Origin of the sequence: Streptomyces blastmyceticus (assembly GCF_039521185.1) — a bacterium.
In the GTDB taxonomy this organism is placed as follows: domain Bacteria; phylum Actinomycetota; class Actinomycetes; order Streptomycetales; family Streptomycetaceae; genus Streptomyces; species Streptomyces blastmyceticus.
In genome coordinates, this window is record NZ_BAAABW010000036.1 from 59,941 (window position 1) to 74,656 (window position 14,716).

Genomic DNA, 14,716 nt, shown 5'->3' on the forward strand with positions numbered 1-14,716 from the left:
CACGCCCCGCCTCATTCCGAGACACCAGGTCCGATGCGCGAGACGAGTTCGTCCCAGTAGCCGGGCATCACCTCCCAGGGGTCCGTTTCGTCCTGATCCGAGCGGTCGGTGACATAGACCGTGCCCGCGCCCTGCCCGCGGGCGATGCGCAGGGCCTCGTCCAGGTGCTGCGGGGGCACGCCGTGCACGAGGTGGCAGAAGCGCTCGGGCGGGTGGGCGGCCGTCCAGTCGGGCGCCTGCGACCGGCAGTATGCGGACCACGGCCCCCGGAAGGTCACCAACTGGTCGGCGAGACCGGCGTAGGCGGGGCAGGGGTGCGTGCCGTGCTGGAGCACGACGTAGGCGCGCTCCAGCAGCGTGCGCAGGCTCGCGACGGTGCGGCGGGTGCCGGGGAGCGCGGCCGGGTCCGTGGGGGTGGCGTCCAGCGAGAAGCCGTCCACCTTGTACCAGTTGAGATAGCGCTGCGCCTCCGACAGCAGCTCCGCGAAGGGCCGTTCGCCGAAGCCCACGTCCAGGTGGCCGAGGACCCGGACGCCCGCCTCGTGCAGCCGGGTGACGGCGGCGAGGCAGTGCGGGTCCGGCCGGGTGCCGGGGCCGCCCGACGCCTTGCCGCACTCCCCCAGCGCCCCGGCCCCGAACACCACCCAGTCCACGGGCACCTCGGGGCGCACCAGCTCGCCCCACTCGGCCGGTGCGAGCAGCGGGTGGGCGAAGCCGGGGACGCCGAAGCGCAGCGGCCGCCCGGCGGCCCGCGCGGCCCGGCGGTGGCCCGAGGGGCTCAGATGCGACACGCGGCCTCCATCCAGATGTCGGCCAGCGACTCCTCCAGGCCGATTCTGGGGCGCCAGCCGAGCCGGTCGCGGGCGGTGCGGACGTCGGCCTGCTGCCAGCTGCCGCAGCCGTCCGGGTAGGGGTACGCGGGCGGGCTGCCCAGGTGCGGGTCGTCCAGCTCGTGCAGGGCGCCGCCGAAGCCCGCGACCCTGGCCAGCAGGGACGCCGCGTCGCGCAGCCGCACGGCGCGGCCGGTGCCGATGTTGACGGCGCCCTGGGCGGCGGACAGGGAGGCGGCGTGGACGGCGCGGGCGACGTCCCGTACGTCGACGAAGTCCCGCTGCACGCCGAGTCCGCTGAGCTTCAGCTCGCTGTCGCCGCTCTGCATGGCGCGCCGCATGGCGTCGGCGAGCCGGCCGAGGGGGGACCCGGCGGGCGTGCCGGGTCCGACGGGCGAGAAGACACGCAGCACGATGGCGTCGAGGCCGGAGCCCAGCACCAGTTCGGTGGCGGCGAGCTTGCTGACGCCGTACGGGCCGCCGGGGCGCGGCACCGCGTCCTCGGCGGTGGAGGAGCCGGGCTGCGAGGGCCCGTACTCGGAGGAGCAGCCCAGCTGGACCAGGCGGGCGCCGCAGCCGCTGCGGCGCAGCGACTCGCAGACGGTGGCGACGGCGACGGTGTTGTGCCGGGTGAGGTCGCGGGCGCCGCCGCGGGTGGCGCCCGCGCAGTTGATCACGACCCCGGGGTGCACGGCGTTGAGGAACCGGGTGAGCGCGCCGGGGCTGCCGCTGGCGAGGTCGAAGCGGACGTCCGCGTCGTCGCCGCGGCCGAGGGCGGTGAGCTGGACGGCGGGGTCGGCGAGCAGCCGGTCGGCCACATAGCGGCCGAGGTAGCCGTTGGCACCGAGCAACAGGACCCTCATCGGTCGCGCCCTCGCTCTCGCCCGGCGGTGCGGGTGGGGTGAACGGTCATCTTCCTTGCTCCTCTGACGGGGTGTGCGGCTCGGGGTGCGGTGGCCGGGCCGGGGTCCCCGGTGCCTGTGGCATGGGGGGTGTGCCCGGGTCGGCGGGGTCGGTGAGGCCGTCGGGTGCGGTGGCGGGCGCCCCGCGCCGGTGGGCGGAGGCCCGGGACAGCGCGGTGAGCGCGTGGCCCAGCAGGGCGAGCGCGGGGACGGCACAGGCCACGAGGGGGATGGCGGCGGGGCCGTGGGCGGCCGCCGCGGAGGCGAGCGCGCCGAGCGGACCGCCGCCCGGCAGCCACGCGCCGAGCAGGGGCACGGCCTCTGCCGCGCAGGCGGCCAGGACGGCGAGGGCGCCCGCTCTGGCGCAGCCGCGCACGGCCGTCAGCCGGGCGAGGAAGAGCAGCCCGCCGAGTGCCGTGGTGGCGGCGAGCGGGGCCGCGGGGTACGGGAGGGGGTGCCGGTCCAGCGCCGCGTGCAGGGCCCACAGGAGCGCGAGGAACGCGCCGAGGAACAGCCCGGTCGCGGTCACCAGGGCGGGCCAGGCGCGCGTGCGGAAGGCGCCGAGGGTCCGGCTGACGGCCAGGGCGTGGCCCACGCGCAGGGCGTACCAGCGCGCGCACCAGGCGGCGAGCGCGACGGCACAGGCCAGGGCGAGGGCCGTGGGGGCGGCGGCCGACAGGGCACGGACAAGGTCCGGCCGGCCCGCCCGGCGGCCGTCGAGCAGCGCGCTGAGCAGCGCGTCGCCGAGGAGGCCGTAGGCGATCAGCCAGAGGGCCGCGAACCGCCCGGCGGTCCACCAGCCATCCGCGCCCGCGGGGTGCGCCATGGGCGCCTCCCGGGGTGCCACGTGCCGGCCCGGGACCCACGCGGTCGGCGCCGGGTCGCGGCGCACGCGCGCGTAGAGCTCCTCTGCGAGGGAGAAGACGTCGCGGTGCCGGCAGTCGGCGGCCACGTGCTCGGCGATGCCCCGGGCCTCCAGGACCGCCGCGATCTCCAGCGGGTCGACCGCACGCACGCACAGTTCGCGGTGGCGGTGCAGCAGCGCCTTCACCGGGTCGCCGGGCGCCGGGGTCCCCGGCGTGGCGGGGTCGGCGGAGGGTATGCCGGCGGACGTCGGGGCGTTGCCGTCGCACAGGGGTGCGCTCATCGGCGGCCCGCCCAGGTGGGGGCCTGGCGCGCCGACCAGGAGAGCGGGGGGCGCGCCTCGGTGGCGTGGGCGAAGGGGACCGACGGGTCGGCGGGGGCGTCCTGCCGCACCGGCGCGTGGGAGATGAGTTCGAGGTAGATGCCGCCGAAGGCCGTCACATGCCGCTCGACGGTGAAGAGTTCGAGGGCGCGGGCGCGCGCGGCCGCGCCGAGGCGGGCGCGCCGCTCGGGGTCGCGCAGGAGGGCGAGGCAGGCGTCGGCGAGCTCGCGGGGGGCGCGCGGCGGGACGACCAGGCCCGTGCCGCCGATGACCTCCCGCACGGTGCCCGCGTCCGGTGAGACCGTGGCGCGGCCGCAGAACATCGCCTCCACCAGCGGCAGCGGGAAGCCGTCCGCGGCCCCGGCGAGTACGACGCTGCCCGCCGCGTACGTCTCCGGGCTCGCGGACTCCTCGAAGCAGACCCCGTCGGGCGGCCGGTTGCCTGGCAGGGGGATGCCGACGACCCGCAGCCGGACGCCGGGCTCGGCCTCGCGCACTATGTCGAGGGCCTCCCACAGATAGGGCTCGGTGCGCCCGCCCGCCCACACGAGCGTGCGCCCGTCGTCGACGGCCGTGCCCTCGGCGCCCTCGCCGACGTCCTCATAAGGCCGCTCGTCGACGCCGGGGGGCACGGTGCGCAGCCGCTCGCGGTCGGCTCCGCAGCGCTCCTGCCAGCGCCGCACCTGGGCGTCGCCGGGGGTGATGAGGTCGGCCCGGCGGTAGACCTCGGCGGTCAGCAGCCGGTGGAAGGCGGCGAGCAGGGTCCGTACGGGCAGGGACAGGCCCGCGGCGCTGGCGGCGCTGTTGAGGTAGTACGCGCGGAGCCGGACCTCGTACTCGGTGACGAGGAGCGGGGTACCGAAGAAGCGCTTGGCCAGCAGGCCCGGGAGCGCGGCGGGTCCCGCGGAGGTGGCGTGGCAGAGGTCGACGGCGGCGAGCCCCCGGTCGCCGTCGCTTGCGCCGTACCAGTCGAGGGAGAGCGGCCGCAGCGCGCGTTCGAGCAGCGCGGAGGCGGCGAGCAGGTCGGCGACGCGGGTGCCGTAGACCGCCGGGTGTGCGCCGGGCGCGCGGCAGGCCGACTCCAGGGTGCGCAGGGCCTGTTCTGAGCGGAGGGCCGGGCCGAGTCCGCCGGCGTCGTGCGCCAGGTCGGCGAGGCCGTGGAGAGCGTCGGCGAAACGGTACGCCTGATCACTGGAGGAGCCGGTGGGACCCGGGTCGTCGGCCGGTTCCGAGGGGGGCGCACCGACCGAGCCGATGGCCGCCGCGAGCTCCGCGAAGTGCTCGCCGAACCGGCGCCGTTCGCGCTTGCCGTACGCGCCGCCCGCCGTTCCCTCCAGGGCCTCCGGCGGGTCGCCCCACAGGGGGGCGGTGCGCACCCGCCGGACCTGCTCCGGCAGGCCGTACCACCCGCAGCGCTCCTGGCGGGCGCCCCGGCTCAGGGCATAGATCTCGAACTCGTGCCCGCCGAGCCCGCGCACCAGTTGGTCGCACCACTGACCGCCCTCACCCGCGGCATACGGATACCCACCCTCCGTGAGGAGTCCCACGCGCACGCACGCACCCCCGTCTGTCCACTGTGGCCACGCCGACCGCCGCCGAACGGCAGCGGGAGCACGCTATGCGCGCCGCCACGGGGCGCGACGGACGGTTGTCCGTCGCGCCACCGGAAGGGGTGAACAGAGGTGACTTTCCCGGAGATGGGACGTTGCTCCGCGCTATGCGGCGGCTTCCTCCCGTTCGAGCTGCGGGACGGCCGCCAGCAGGCCCTGCGTATAGGGGTGCCGGGGGTTCTCGTAGACGGAGTCCGCCGGTCCCTCCTCCACGATCCGCCCGCCGCGCATCACGACCAGCCGGTCGCTGACCTGGCGCACGACGGCCAGGTCGTGCGCGATGAAGACGAGCGCGAGACCCAGGTCGCGCTGCAGCTCCCCGAGCAGCTTGACGACCTGCGCCTGGGTGGTGACGTCGAGGGCGGACACCGGCTCGTCGCAGACGATCAGCCTGGGCTCGGGCGCGAGCGCCCGCGCGATGCCGACCCGCTGCCGCTGGCCGCCGCTGAACTCGTGCGGATAGCGGTGGTACGCGCCGGGGTCGAGCCCCACCCGCTCCAGCAGTTCGCGCACCCGGGCGGTGATCTCGGCATCCGTGAGCTTCCCGGCCACGCGCAGCGGGTCGGCGATGGACTCGCCGATGCTGCGGCGGGGGTTGAGCGAGGAGACGGGGTCCTGGAAGACCATCTGGAGCTCGGTGCGGAAGGGCCGCAGCCCGCTCTCCTTCAGGCCGCCGATGTCCCGTCCCTGGTAGCGCAGTTCACCGCCGGTGGGCTCCAGGAGCCGTACGAGCATCCGTCCGAGCGTCGTCTTGCCGCTGCCGGACTCCCCCACGACGCCGACGGTCTCCCCGGCCCGCACGGTCAGCGAGACCTCGTCGACGGCGGTGACGGCCTGCTTGCCGCGGCCGAACTCCCGGGTCAGGCCGGTGGCTTCGAGCAGGACCGCGTCGTCGGCCTTCGCGGGGCGTACACCCGGACGGCGGACGTTTATCCGCGGAACGGCCGCCAATAGGGCGCGCGTGTAGTCCTCGCCCGGCGCGTCGAGCACCGTACGGACCGCTCCGCGCTCGACGGCGCGGCCGTTCTTCATCACCAGCAGCTCGTCGACGCTGTCGGCGGCCACGCCCAGGTCGTGGGTGACCAGGATCAGGCCCATGCCGGTCTCGGCGCGCAGTTCGCGCAGGAGGCCGAGGATCTGGTCCTGCACGGTGACATCGAGTGCGGTGGTGGGTTCGTCGGCGACCAGGAGGCGCGGTTCGCAGGCGAGCGCCATGGCGATGAGGGCGCGCTGGCGCATGCCGCCGCTGAACTCGTGCGGGCGGGAGCGGGCGCGCCGGGCCGCGTCCGGGATGCCCACCCGGTCGAGCACCTCGACGGCGCGGGCGCGGGCCGCGCGCCGGGCCGTACCGCGCCGGTGGACGCGGTGGACCTCGGCGATCTGGTCGCCAATGGCCTGGTAGGGATCGAGCGAGGAGAGCGGGTCCTGGAAGACCATGGCCGCCACCCCGCCGCGCACCCGGCGCAGTTCGGCCTCGTCGGCGGCGAGCACGTCGTGGCCCGCGACCCGTACCTCGCCCGTGACCTCGGCACCGGTGGAGCGGTGCAGGCCCAGGAGCCCGTACGCCACCGTGCTCTTGCCCGAGCCGGACTCGCCGACCAGGGCGAGCGCGCCGCCGGGCGCGAGCTCGAAGGAGAGCCCGTCCACGGCGCGCACGGGGCCGTCACCGGTCGGGAAGGAGACGGACAGGTCGCTGACCTGCACCAGGGGTTCGGTCATCGCAGGGCCACCCTCCGGTCGGCGGCGGCGTGGAGCACGTCGCCGATGATGTTGGCGACCACCACGGCGGCGCCGATGACCATGACGATCGCGACGACGACCGGCAGGTCGACGGTCTGCACGGAGCGCACCAGCAGCTGTCCGACGCCGGGCAGGCCGAACATCGTCTCGGTGAGCGTCGTGCCGCCCACCATCGCCCCGAAGTCGACGGCCGCCATGGCGATGACCGGCGCGACCGCGCCGCGCAGCGCGTGCTTGCCGACGATCGCGCGTTCGGAGACGCCGTAGGCGCGGAAGGTGCGGACGTGGTCCTCGGCGAGGGTCTCCAGCATGGAACTTCGCGTCATCCGGGCGTACTTGGAGGATTCGAGCAGGGCGAGCGCGACCCAGGGCAGCAGCATGTTCCAGGCCCACTGCTCGGGGTCGTCGGTCAGCGCCACGTAGGACGGGAAGGGCAGCCACTCCAGATACGCGCAGAAGATCATCAGCAGCGCGAGCCCGCTGATGAAGACCGGGGTCGCGATGCCGGCGAGGGTGAGCCAGGTGAGCGCGCGCTCGATCACGCCGCCGCGCCGGACGACGGACAGCAGGCCGGTGCCGATGCCCAGCAGCAGCGTGAGCACCATCGCGCCGGCCGCGAGGGAGACGGTGGCGGGCAGCCGCTGCGCGATCAGCTCGGTGACCTGCTGGTCGTTCTGGTACGACAGGCCGAAGCAGGGCGCGTCGCAGTGCATCACGCCGGTGCCGGTGGAGTAGTCGTGCCCGGCGAAGATGCCCTGCAGGAAGTGCCAGTACTGCAGGTACACCGGGTCGTCGAGGCTCAGCTGCTCCCGTACCTGCCGGAGCTGTTCGGGGTTGCAGCGCGGTCCGCACGCGAGCTTCGCAGGGTCGCCGGGGGCGACGTAGAAGGTCGCGTAGATGACCACGGAGATCACCAGGAGCACGAGGACGGCGCCGAGCGCGCGGCGCAGGAGGTAGAGGCTCATGCCGTCTCTCCCCCCGCGGGCGCGGCGGCCTTGCGCACCTTGGCGCGGCCGACGCGCAGCCGGGAAGCGACGCGCGGGTCGAGCGCGACGCGCACGCCGTCGCCGAGCACGGTGAAGGCGAGCGTGGTGACGAACAGCAGCAGCGCCGGGAGCACCACGTATGCCGGGTCCGCGCGGAACCACGTGGTGGCCGAGGAGAGCATCTGGCCCCAGGAGGGGGTGGGAGGCTTCACGCCGACGCCGAGGAACGACATGGACGCCTCCAGGACGATGTTGGACGGCAGCAGGTAGACCGCGTACGTGATCACGGGTGCGGCGATGCCGGGCAGCAGTTCGCGCCGGGCGACGCGCCAGGTCGAGCCGCCGGCCAGCCGTGCGGCCGACACGTAGTCGAGCTTCTTCAGGCCGAGCGCCTGGGCGCGGACGACCCGGGCCAGGCCGCCCCAGGCGATCAGGCCGATCACGACGATGAGCAGCAGCGGCCGGGGGAAGTCGGTGGGGACGACGGCCGTCAGGGCGATCGCGAAGACCAGCAGGGGCAGCGCGATCATCACCTCGGTGATCCGGCTGAGGAGACTGTCCACGAAGCGGTTGCCGAGCGCGGCGGCGAGCCCCACGACGACGGCGACGAGCACCTGCACCAGCGTCGCCCCGACGGCGACCATGAGCGAGACGCGCGCGCCGTACAGGAGGCGGACGAACAGGTCGCGTCCGGTGCCCGGTTCGACGCCGAGCCAGTGGTCGGCGCTGATGCCGCCGAAGGAGCCGGACGGCACGCCGCCGCGCGCGGAGTCGACGAGCGTGTCGTGGTAGGCGTTGACGTCCTGGCCCTCCAGCGCGGCCAGCAGGGGCGCGCCGAGGGCGAGGAGGACGAGCAGGCCCAGCACGGCGGCGGCCACGAGCGCGGACTTGCGCGCGCGCAGCCGCCGCCACACCTGCCGGGCGCCGGAGGCGGCGGCTCCGTCCGGAGTCACCACCTCCGGTTCCTTGGTGCCGATGAGGTCCGTCACTTGACCGAGACCTGCGAGATGTCGAGAACGCCGGTCCAGTCGCTGATGACGACGTTCTTGACGTCCTTGCCGAAGAGGCGCTTGTAGACGGGGTGGAACAGCGGCACGGTCAGGGCCTGCTCGCCGATCGACCGGTCGAGGGCGCCCCAGCGCTTGGCGGCCGCGGCGAGGTCCGTCACCTTGTTGATGCCGTCGATCTCGTCGTTGACCTTGGAGTCGTCGAGCTGCGCGGAGTTGTAGTTCGAACCGTCCTTGACGATCTGCCGGCCGTCGAAGATCGGGGCGAGGAAGGGGCCGCCGGAGGGCCAGTCGGCGCCCCAGTGGGCGAGGAAGAGATCCGGCTGCGTCTTGACCTGGTGGACCTTCTCGTCGTAGTCGTTGAACTCCAGGCCCTGGAGCTTGACCGTGATGCCCGCCTGCTTGAGCGCCGCCTGGATCGCCGTTGCGATCTCCGGGCTGGTCTCGAAGTCCTGCGCGGTGGAGTGGGTCAGGGTGATCTCCAGGCCGTTCTCGTAACCGGCCTCCTTCAGCAGCTCCTTGGCCTTCTCCGGGTTGCCGGTCGCGCCCGCCGGGAAGTGGTCGTAGGGCGTGTAGCCGAACGACTTCTGGTTGGGCAGGAAGGTCGTCGCCGGCTCGGCGAGCGAGGAGCCGCCCGCGGCGTTCACCACGCTGGTGCGGTTGATGGCGTACGCGATGGCCTGGCGGACCTTGGGGTTGTCGAACGGCTTCGCCTTGGGGTTGAAGGCCAGGTAATTGGTGTAGCCGAAGTGGCCGGTGCCGACCCGGTCGGCGAGCTTCTTGTCGCCGGTGACCTGGGCGAGTTCGGCCGGGCCGAGGTTGTTGTCGGTGGTGATCGCGGCCGCGTCGGCGCCCTGGCCGGACGAGAGCCGCTGGTTGATGACCGCGGAGTTCAGGCCCGCCTGCACATCGATGCTGTCGGGGTAGGCGTGGCGCTCCTTGTCGGTCTCCTCCGACCAGTTGGTGTTGCGCTCCAGCACCAGGTGCTCGCCGTCGTTGGTGTTCTTGACGACCTTGTACGGGCCGGACGAGACCGGGTGCTCGGCGTACTTCGCGCCGGTGTCCTTGGCCTTGGGCACCGGCGCGAACTGGGTCTGGGTGGCGACGAAGGGGAAGTCGCCCTCGGACTTGCGCAGGTGGAAGACGATCGTCTTCGCGTCCGGGGTCTCGATCGAGGCGAGGCCCTTGGCGTCCTTGTAGATGCCCTGGTAGTTCTCGCCGCCGACCAGCCAGTCGCGCAGATAGGGGGCGCCGCCGGAGAGTTCGGGGGCGAAGGAGCGCTCGATGCCGTACTTGATGTCGGCGGTGGTGATGGGCGAGCCGTCCTCGTACTTCAGCCCGTCCTTGAGCTTGAACGTCCACACCTTGGCGTCGTCGCTGGGCGTGCCGGTGTCGGTGGCGAGGTCGGGCACGACCTTGGTGCCCTCGGCGCCATTGGCACGGTGGCGGGTGGTGAGCGTGCGGAAGACGAGCGAGGGGACGTTGCCGCCGCCGGAGGTGTAGAGCCGGGCGGGGTCGAACTGCTTCTGCGGCTGTCTGTTGAGGACGGTCAGGGTGCCGCCCTTCTTCGGCGCGCCGTCGGCGCCGCCGCCCTTGGCATCGCCGCTCTTCTCCGGACCGCACGCCGCCGCGCCTCCGAGCAGGGCCACACTGACGGCTGCCGCGGCGACGCGGCGGGATATGGCGGGAAGTTGACGCATGACAAAGAGAGCCTTTCGCGGGACACGACAGGACGAATGCGAACGAAATGCACCCACGGAAGGCGGTTGGGAAGCGCGCGGACGAACGCGGGACCGCCCCCGGCGGACGCGACGCTAATGCGCGAGGGCGCAACGCGGAAGTACGCGGGGGAAAGTGCGGTCTCAGCGACAGAGAATGTCGGCGACTGCGTGCGCGGCCACGCCGATCAGCGCCAGCTCGAAGCCGGCGTTCTCGGAGGCGTGGTGGTGCGACATGCGCAGAACACTGGACGAATTTTCGCCCAGTGGCAAAGGTGTCTCAGGCATAGAGACGAGGCGTCCCGCGGAGCGAGACATTGGATCACGAAATGCCGGACATACCGGAGGTGGGGCCGGAATACCGGTTCATGGAACCGGCCCCTCCGGTCACTCCTTGGGGAAGGGCCAGGCGTTCGGCCGGCAGGTGACGCCCTCCGGCGACTTCAGGAACTTCGTCTGCTGCATCATCACCGGCGCCAGAGCGCCCTCCTTGGAGCAGCTCTCGTGGTCGTGCCCGAGCCGGTGACCGACCTCGTGATTGATCAGCATCTGCCGGTACATGTGCATCTGGTCGCCGTAGGTCTGCGCGCCCTGCGCCCACCGATAGGCGTTGATCATGACCCGGTCGGTGGCGGCGGAGTCGCAGGAGACGTTGTCCTCGGTGGTGTCCAGGCCCGACTTGGCGCACCAGGCCGCCGTCGTGCCGGGGGTGGCGAGGGTGACCACGAAGTCGGCGTGGCCGGAGGAGACGCGTTCGAAGGTACGGGTGCCGCCGTGGCCCCAGCTGCGGTCGTCGTTCAGCGTCCGCTGGACGGCCGTCGCGAAGAGCTCGCCGTCGAGCGGAAGCCCCTTTTCCACGTCAACGCGGTACCGCAGCACTTCACCCTTACCGGGGGCCTTGTCGTGGCCTCCCACGGTCTCGAAGTCACCCGATCCGTGGGCCTTCTCGTCCAGCGGGTACTTCTTGGCCATCTTCTCGTCGTAGGTGGCCGCGACCGCCGCACCGCCGTTGGGCGTCGGCCTGCTGTCGGAGCGGGAGGCCGCGTCAGGGCTGCCGCGCTCGACGTCCGCGGACCGGGCCTGGGCCTTGCTGTCCGTGCTGTCATCGACCTGACCTGCGACGATGACGGCGAGAACCGCGGTCACCAGGGCGGCCGCGACGCCCGTCGCGGTCCGCGCCACGCCCTGGCCGGACTTCGCGGGAGCGGCCCGGCGCCGCGAGGCCGCGGCGCTCGCCTCGGGCCGCGGCGCGGGCACGCGCGCGGGTGCGGCGGCGACAGGGGCCGCCGGGACGGTGGCGGCCGGTGCGGCGGGCGCGCCGCCCTGCCAGTAGGCCGCGGGCGCATATCCGGAGGAGTGCTGGGCAGACTCGGTTACGGGCTCGAATTCAGCGGCGTATCCCGGGCTGTAGGAAGCCCCGTAGCCGGCCGCCCGGCCCGCGCCCTGACCGCGCTGCACACCGATGACACCCCAGCCGACACCCTGCGCCCGCGGCTCGGGGTGCCCCTCGCCGACGAACTCACCCATGAACTCGCCCGCGGACGGCTCCTCGGGCGCCTGCGAGGCGCCCCCGCCCGTACTGACGCCCTCCGGGGAAGGCTCCTCGGCGGCCTCGGACCCCTCGGCGGACGGGGCCGATCGGCGTCCCGTGCCCCCCTCGGCCCCGTCGGCCGGGGGCCGGCGAGTGGCATGGGAGGCGCGTGCGCTGTGTTTACCCACGAGGCGTAGCGCTCCGTTCAGCAGTGGCGGCGGTGTCCGTGAGGAGGTCGCGGAAGGCTCGAGCCACCGCGTCCGGGTCCTCCATCATGGCGACATGTCCTGATTCCAGGAGCGTCAGCAACCGCGAGTCGCGGAAAGTCTTGCTCGCGCGGTGTGCCATGCGGAAGGAGACGAGCTGGTCGCGCTTTCCGTAGACGAGCAGCGTAGGGGCAAGCACCCGCTCCGCCTGACGCCACAGCGAATGCTGGCCACCGAGGGTGTAGGAGTCGACTATGCCGCGCGCGGCCCGCGCCATGACGTCCCAGAAGTAGGGCAGCTCCAGCCGCCGCTCGAATTCCGCGACCGCCCGTTCGAATTCCTCCGGTGTCACCCGTCCGGGGTCCCCGTAACAGAGCGCGAGCACCTCGCGCGTACGCCTCTCGGGTGTCCAGTCCTTGGTCGCGCGGGCGAAGAAGGAGGCGATCCCCGGCACGGCGAGCAGTCCGGTGGGCACCGCCGTGCGCTGCGGGCGCAGCTCGGGGAGCGCGGGCGAGATCAGAGTGAGCGTGCGGACCAAGTCGGGGCGGACGGCCGCGACGCGCGTGGCGACCGCCCCGCCCATCGAGTTGGCGAGCAGGTGCACGGGCCCGCGTCCACGGGCGTCCAGATAGCGGATGACCACGCGGGCGCAGCCGGTGATGGAGAAGTCTCTGTCGTCCGGTGGCGGTGAGTCACCGAAGCCCGGCAGGTCGAGGGCCTCGCCGTCGACGTGACCGGCGAGCCGGTCCATGAGCGCGGACCAGTTCTGCGAGGAGCCGCCGAGCCCGTGCAGATACAGCGCGGGCGGCAGCCCTTCCTGCGCGGGCTCCCGGGAGCGCACCGCCATGGTGGCGCCCGGCAGGGTCACCGTGCGGACCTCCTCGCCCCGGCTGACCCACGACGGCCGCCCGGGCGGCACCACGGGGACGGCGCGGGCATCGGGCGACTCGGTCGAAGACATGCGGGCAATGTTACGAGACGATCACGCCGGGACTCCTGTGGCGGGCGTCACAGATCACCTGGCGTCGCGGGGCCGCCTCTCCTAGGCTCGTACCACGGAGTAAGAGGGCTTCCTCCCTGAGAAGGGGTACCGCATGACCGTTGACCCGTCCGACCCGGAAACCTTCGACGAAACGACCGACATCACGGAGTTCGACGTCGAGGCCCCGGAGGCGGACGCCGCCGAGCAGCACGCCGACATCTCGCCGCGCCGGGACGATCCGCTGTCCGCCATCGACCCGGACAGCGCCAACGAGGCCGACGTCGCCGAGCAGGCCAGGGTGGTGGAGCTGGACGAGGACGACTACCGCTGAGAGCGGCCCCGGACGGCCGACACCGGGGAGCCGGGAGTGAGCTGCGCGTCAATTGTCAGGATTTTGTTGACTTCCCACAGCGTCCGGTACAGGAAATTCTCCGCTCCGACCACGCACGGCCCGGTTACCCAAAAGTACGATGGCGGGCGCGGTGCACACCGTGCAGGGAACGATCATGGGAGGCGGCGTGACAGCCATCGAGCAGACCGAGGCGCGGCCGCGAGGCACGCGTCTGCCGCGCCGAGCCCGACGCAATCAGCTGCTGGGCGCGGCCCAGGAAGTCTTTGTCGCACAGGGTTACCACGCGGCGGCGATGGACGACATCGCCGAGCGCGCCGGCGTCAGCAAGCCGGTCCTCTACCAGCACTTCCCCGGCAAGCTGGACCTCTATCTGGCCCTGCTTGACCAGCACTGCGAGGCCCTGCTGACCGCGGTCCGCACCGCGCTCGCCTCGACCAGCGACAACAAGCTGCGCGTGGCGGCCACCATGGACGCCTATTTCGCGTACGTGGAGGACGAGGGCGGCGCCTTCCGGCTGGTCTTCGAGTCGGACCTCACCAATGAGCCGGCCGTCCGCGAGCGCGTCGACAAGGTGTCGCTGGAGTGCGCGCAGGAGATCAGCGACGTGATCGCCGAGGACACCGGCCTGTCGAAGGACGAGGCGATGCTGCTGGCCGTCGGGCTCGGCGGGGTCTCCCAGGTCGTCGCCCGCTACTGGCTCTCCAGCGAGAGCACCGTGCCGCGCGACACGGCGGTGCAGTTGCTGACGTCGCTGGCCTGGCGGGGCATCGCGGGCTTCCCGAAGAACCCGGCCGACCACTAGGGCCCGACCTCCGTCCGTCCCGGGCGGGCGCTGTTCGCTGCCAGCGTGGACGCACCCGCTCGGCTCGTGCCCGTACCGGGCTAGTGTGTGGCAGGTACGGGACCCCAAACCTTCGGAGGGACATAAGCCGTGGAGGTCAAGATCGGCGTGCAGCACGCGCCCCGCGAGATCGTTCTCGAGAGCGGGCAGTCTGCCGAAGAGGTCGAGCGTGCGGTTGCCGACGCGCTCGGCGGCAAGGCGCAGCTGCTGAGCCTGGTGGACGACCACGGCCGCAAGGTCCTGGTTCCGGCCGACCGGCTGGCCTATGTGGAGATCGGCGAGCCGACCACCCGTAAGGTCGGTTTCAGCGCTCTCTGAGCGAGCGCGGACGCAGCAGCGAACGGCGGGGCCCCGGTGAGGAATTCACCGGGGCCCCGCCGTTGTCATAAGCGTCGTGGGCATCTCGCGCGGAGGGTTGCCGGGCCGCCCGGAGGGGTAGTACGGCTTCGACCGATTTGCACCTGCTCCTCGATCTCGCACGATCTCAGCACGGGAGGAAGTGACCATGATCCTCTGGGAAGCGCTCGGCTCGGTCCTCATCGGCCTCGCCGTCTCCTACGGAGCCCTGCGCTGGCTGCCCGCGCGGTACGGGCAGTTCCGCCCCCGGAGCCTGGCGCTGGCCACGGGTCCGGTCGCCGCGCTCTTCGGCGCCCTGATCGGCCACTCCGTGCTGGGCCCCGGCCATGCGCCGGCCGTCCTGGCCGTCTCGCTGGGCGTGTCCGTGGCGCTGCTGTCCCTCTTGGTGCGGCAGGGCGACCGGCCCCGCCGATCAGCCACCGCCTGACCCGGGCCCGCCCGGCTCCGGGGGCGCGTCGTGCGCCGCAC

General features: G+C 73.1%; 15 protein-coding genes. 4 read left to right on the top strand and 11 right to left on the bottom strand.

Annotation, left to right across the window (positions count from 1 at the left end; translation table 11 throughout):
* Window positions 1–11 precede the first annotated feature (11 nt).
* The 11 genes from ABD269_RS31080 to ABD269_RS31130 form a co-directional block, all read right to left on the bottom strand.
* Window positions 12–791: a spherulation-specific family 4 protein gene (locus ABD269_RS31080; RefSeq protein ID WP_425573021.1), complete on the bottom strand. Its 780-nt coding sequence runs from the start codon at window positions 789–791 to the stop codon at window positions 12–14.
* Window positions 779–1,693, bottom strand: a complete 915-nt coding sequence (locus ABD269_RS31085) for an NAD-dependent epimerase/dehydratase family protein (RefSeq protein WP_116213756.1) — start codon at window positions 1,691–1,693, stop codon at window positions 779–781. Before ABD269_RS31085 ends, ABD269_RS31080 begins: the two co-directional genes overlap by 13 nt.
* 46 nt (window positions 1,694–1,739) lie before the next feature.
* Window positions 1,740–2,879, bottom strand: a complete 1,140-nt coding sequence (locus ABD269_RS31090) for a hypothetical protein (protein ID WP_344123331.1) — start codon at window positions 2,877–2,879, stop codon at window positions 1,740–1,742.
* Window positions 2,876–4,471 (bottom strand): DUF3492 domain-containing protein, encoded by a 1,596-nt coding sequence (locus tag ABD269_RS31095; protein WP_344123333.1) that lies wholly within the window; start codon window positions 4,469–4,471, stop codon window positions 2,876–2,878. The genes ABD269_RS31090 and ABD269_RS31095 overlap by 4 nt, the downstream gene beginning before the upstream one ends.
* A gap of 162 nt (window positions 4,472–4,633) precedes the next feature.
* The gene (locus tag ABD269_RS31100) at window positions 4,634–6,247 is read right to left on the bottom strand and encodes an ABC transporter ATP-binding protein (protein WP_344123335.1); all 1,614 of its coding nucleotides are present in this window, start codon (window positions 6,245–6,247) and stop codon (window positions 4,634–4,636) included.
* Window positions 6,244–7,233, bottom strand: coding sequence for an ABC transporter permease (locus ABD269_RS31105; protein ID WP_301892579.1), 990 nt, complete (start codon window positions 7,231–7,233; stop codon window positions 6,244–6,246). Before ABD269_RS31105 ends, ABD269_RS31100 begins: the two co-directional genes overlap by 4 nt.
* Window positions 7,230–8,243 (bottom strand): ABC transporter permease, encoded by a 1,014-nt coding sequence (locus ABD269_RS31110; protein ID WP_344123338.1) that lies wholly within the window; start codon window positions 8,241–8,243, stop codon window positions 7,230–7,232. Before ABD269_RS31110 ends, ABD269_RS31105 begins: the two co-directional genes overlap by 4 nt.
* The gene (locus tag ABD269_RS31115) at window positions 8,240–9,961 is read right to left on the bottom strand and encodes an ABC transporter substrate-binding protein (RefSeq protein ID WP_344123340.1); all 1,722 of its coding nucleotides are present in this window, start codon (window positions 9,959–9,961) and stop codon (window positions 8,240–8,242) included. Before ABD269_RS31115 ends, ABD269_RS31110 begins: the two co-directional genes overlap by 4 nt.
* Window positions 9,962–10,123: 162 nt before the next feature.
* Complete coding sequence (locus ABD269_RS31120; protein WP_311775550.1) at window positions 10,124–10,216, bottom strand: Ms4533A family Cys-rich leader peptide; 93 nt, start codon at window positions 10,214–10,216, stop codon at window positions 10,124–10,126.
* 150 nt (window positions 10,217–10,366) lie between these two features.
* The gene (locus ABD269_RS31125) at window positions 10,367–11,698 is read right to left on the bottom strand and encodes a DUF3152 domain-containing protein (protein ID WP_344123344.1); all 1,332 of its coding nucleotides are present in this window, start codon (window positions 11,696–11,698) and stop codon (window positions 10,367–10,369) included.
* Entirely contained in the window at window positions 11,691–12,677 is a 987-nt protein-coding gene (locus ABD269_RS31130) for an alpha/beta fold hydrolase (RefSeq protein WP_344123346.1), read from the bottom strand. Before ABD269_RS31130 ends, ABD269_RS31125 begins: the two co-directional genes overlap by 8 nt.
* A gap of 133 nt (window positions 12,678–12,810) precedes the next feature.
* On the opposite strand from ABD269_RS31130, the gene ABD269_RS31135 reads away from it, so the two are divergent.
* From ABD269_RS31135 to ABD269_RS31150, 4 genes are all read left to right on the top strand, one after another.
* A complete protein-coding gene (locus ABD269_RS31135; RefSeq protein ID WP_344123348.1) occupies window positions 12,811–13,029 on the top strand; it encodes a hypothetical protein in 219 nt (72 codons plus the stop codon).
* A 187-nt stretch (window positions 13,030–13,216) separates the two neighbouring features.
* Window positions 13,217–13,852 carry a TetR/AcrR family transcriptional regulator gene (locus tag ABD269_RS31140; RefSeq protein ID WP_301892589.1) on the top strand — a complete coding sequence of 212 codons (636 nt, stop codon included), beginning with the start codon at window positions 13,217–13,219 and terminating at the stop codon, window positions 13,850–13,852.
* Between the two features lie 129 nt (window positions 13,853–13,981).
* A complete protein-coding gene (locus ABD269_RS31145) occupies window positions 13,982–14,209 on the top strand; it encodes a DUF3107 domain-containing protein (RefSeq protein WP_116213748.1) in 228 nt (75 codons plus the stop codon).
* A gap of 187 nt (window positions 14,210–14,396) precedes the next feature.
* Window positions 14,397–14,675, top strand: coding sequence for a hypothetical protein (locus ABD269_RS31150; RefSeq protein ID WP_205519241.1), 279 nt, complete (start codon window positions 14,397–14,399; stop codon window positions 14,673–14,675).
* Window positions 14,676–14,716: the final 41 nt, after the last annotated feature.

Coding starts and splice junctions, on each gene's coding strand:
- ABD269_RS31085 (WP_116213756.1), bottom strand. CDS start 1,693: ATGAGGGTCCTGTTGCTCGGTGCCAACGGCTACCTCGGCCGCTATGTG.
- ABD269_RS31090 (WP_344123331.1), bottom strand. CDS start 2,879: ATGAGCGCACCCCTGTGCGACGGCAACGCCCCGACGTCCGCCGGCATA.
- ABD269_RS31100 (WP_344123335.1), bottom strand. CDS start 6,247: ATGACCGAACCCCTGGTGCAGGTCAGCGACCTGTCCGTCTCCTTCCCG.
- ABD269_RS31105 (WP_301892579.1), bottom strand. CDS start 7,233: ATGAGCCTCTACCTCCTGCGCCGCGCGCTCGGCGCCGTCCTCGTGCTC.
- ABD269_RS31115 (WP_344123340.1), bottom strand. CDS start 9,961: ATGCGTCAACTTCCCGCCATATCCCGCCGCGTCGCCGCGGCAGCCGTC.
- ABD269_RS31120 (WP_311775550.1), bottom strand. CDS start 10,216: ATGTCGCACCACCACGCCTCCGAGAACGCCGGCTTCGAGCTGGCGCTG.
- ABD269_RS31130 (WP_344123346.1), bottom strand. CDS start 12,677: ATGTCTTCGACCGAGTCGCCCGATGCCCGCGCCGTCCCCGTGGTGCCG.
- ABD269_RS31135 (WP_344123348.1), top strand. CDS start 12,811: ATGACCGTTGACCCGTCCGACCCGGAAACCTTCGACGAAACGACCGAC.
- ABD269_RS31150 (WP_205519241.1), top strand. CDS start 14,397: ATGATCCTCTGGGAAGCGCTCGGCTCGGTCCTCATCGGCCTCGCCGTC.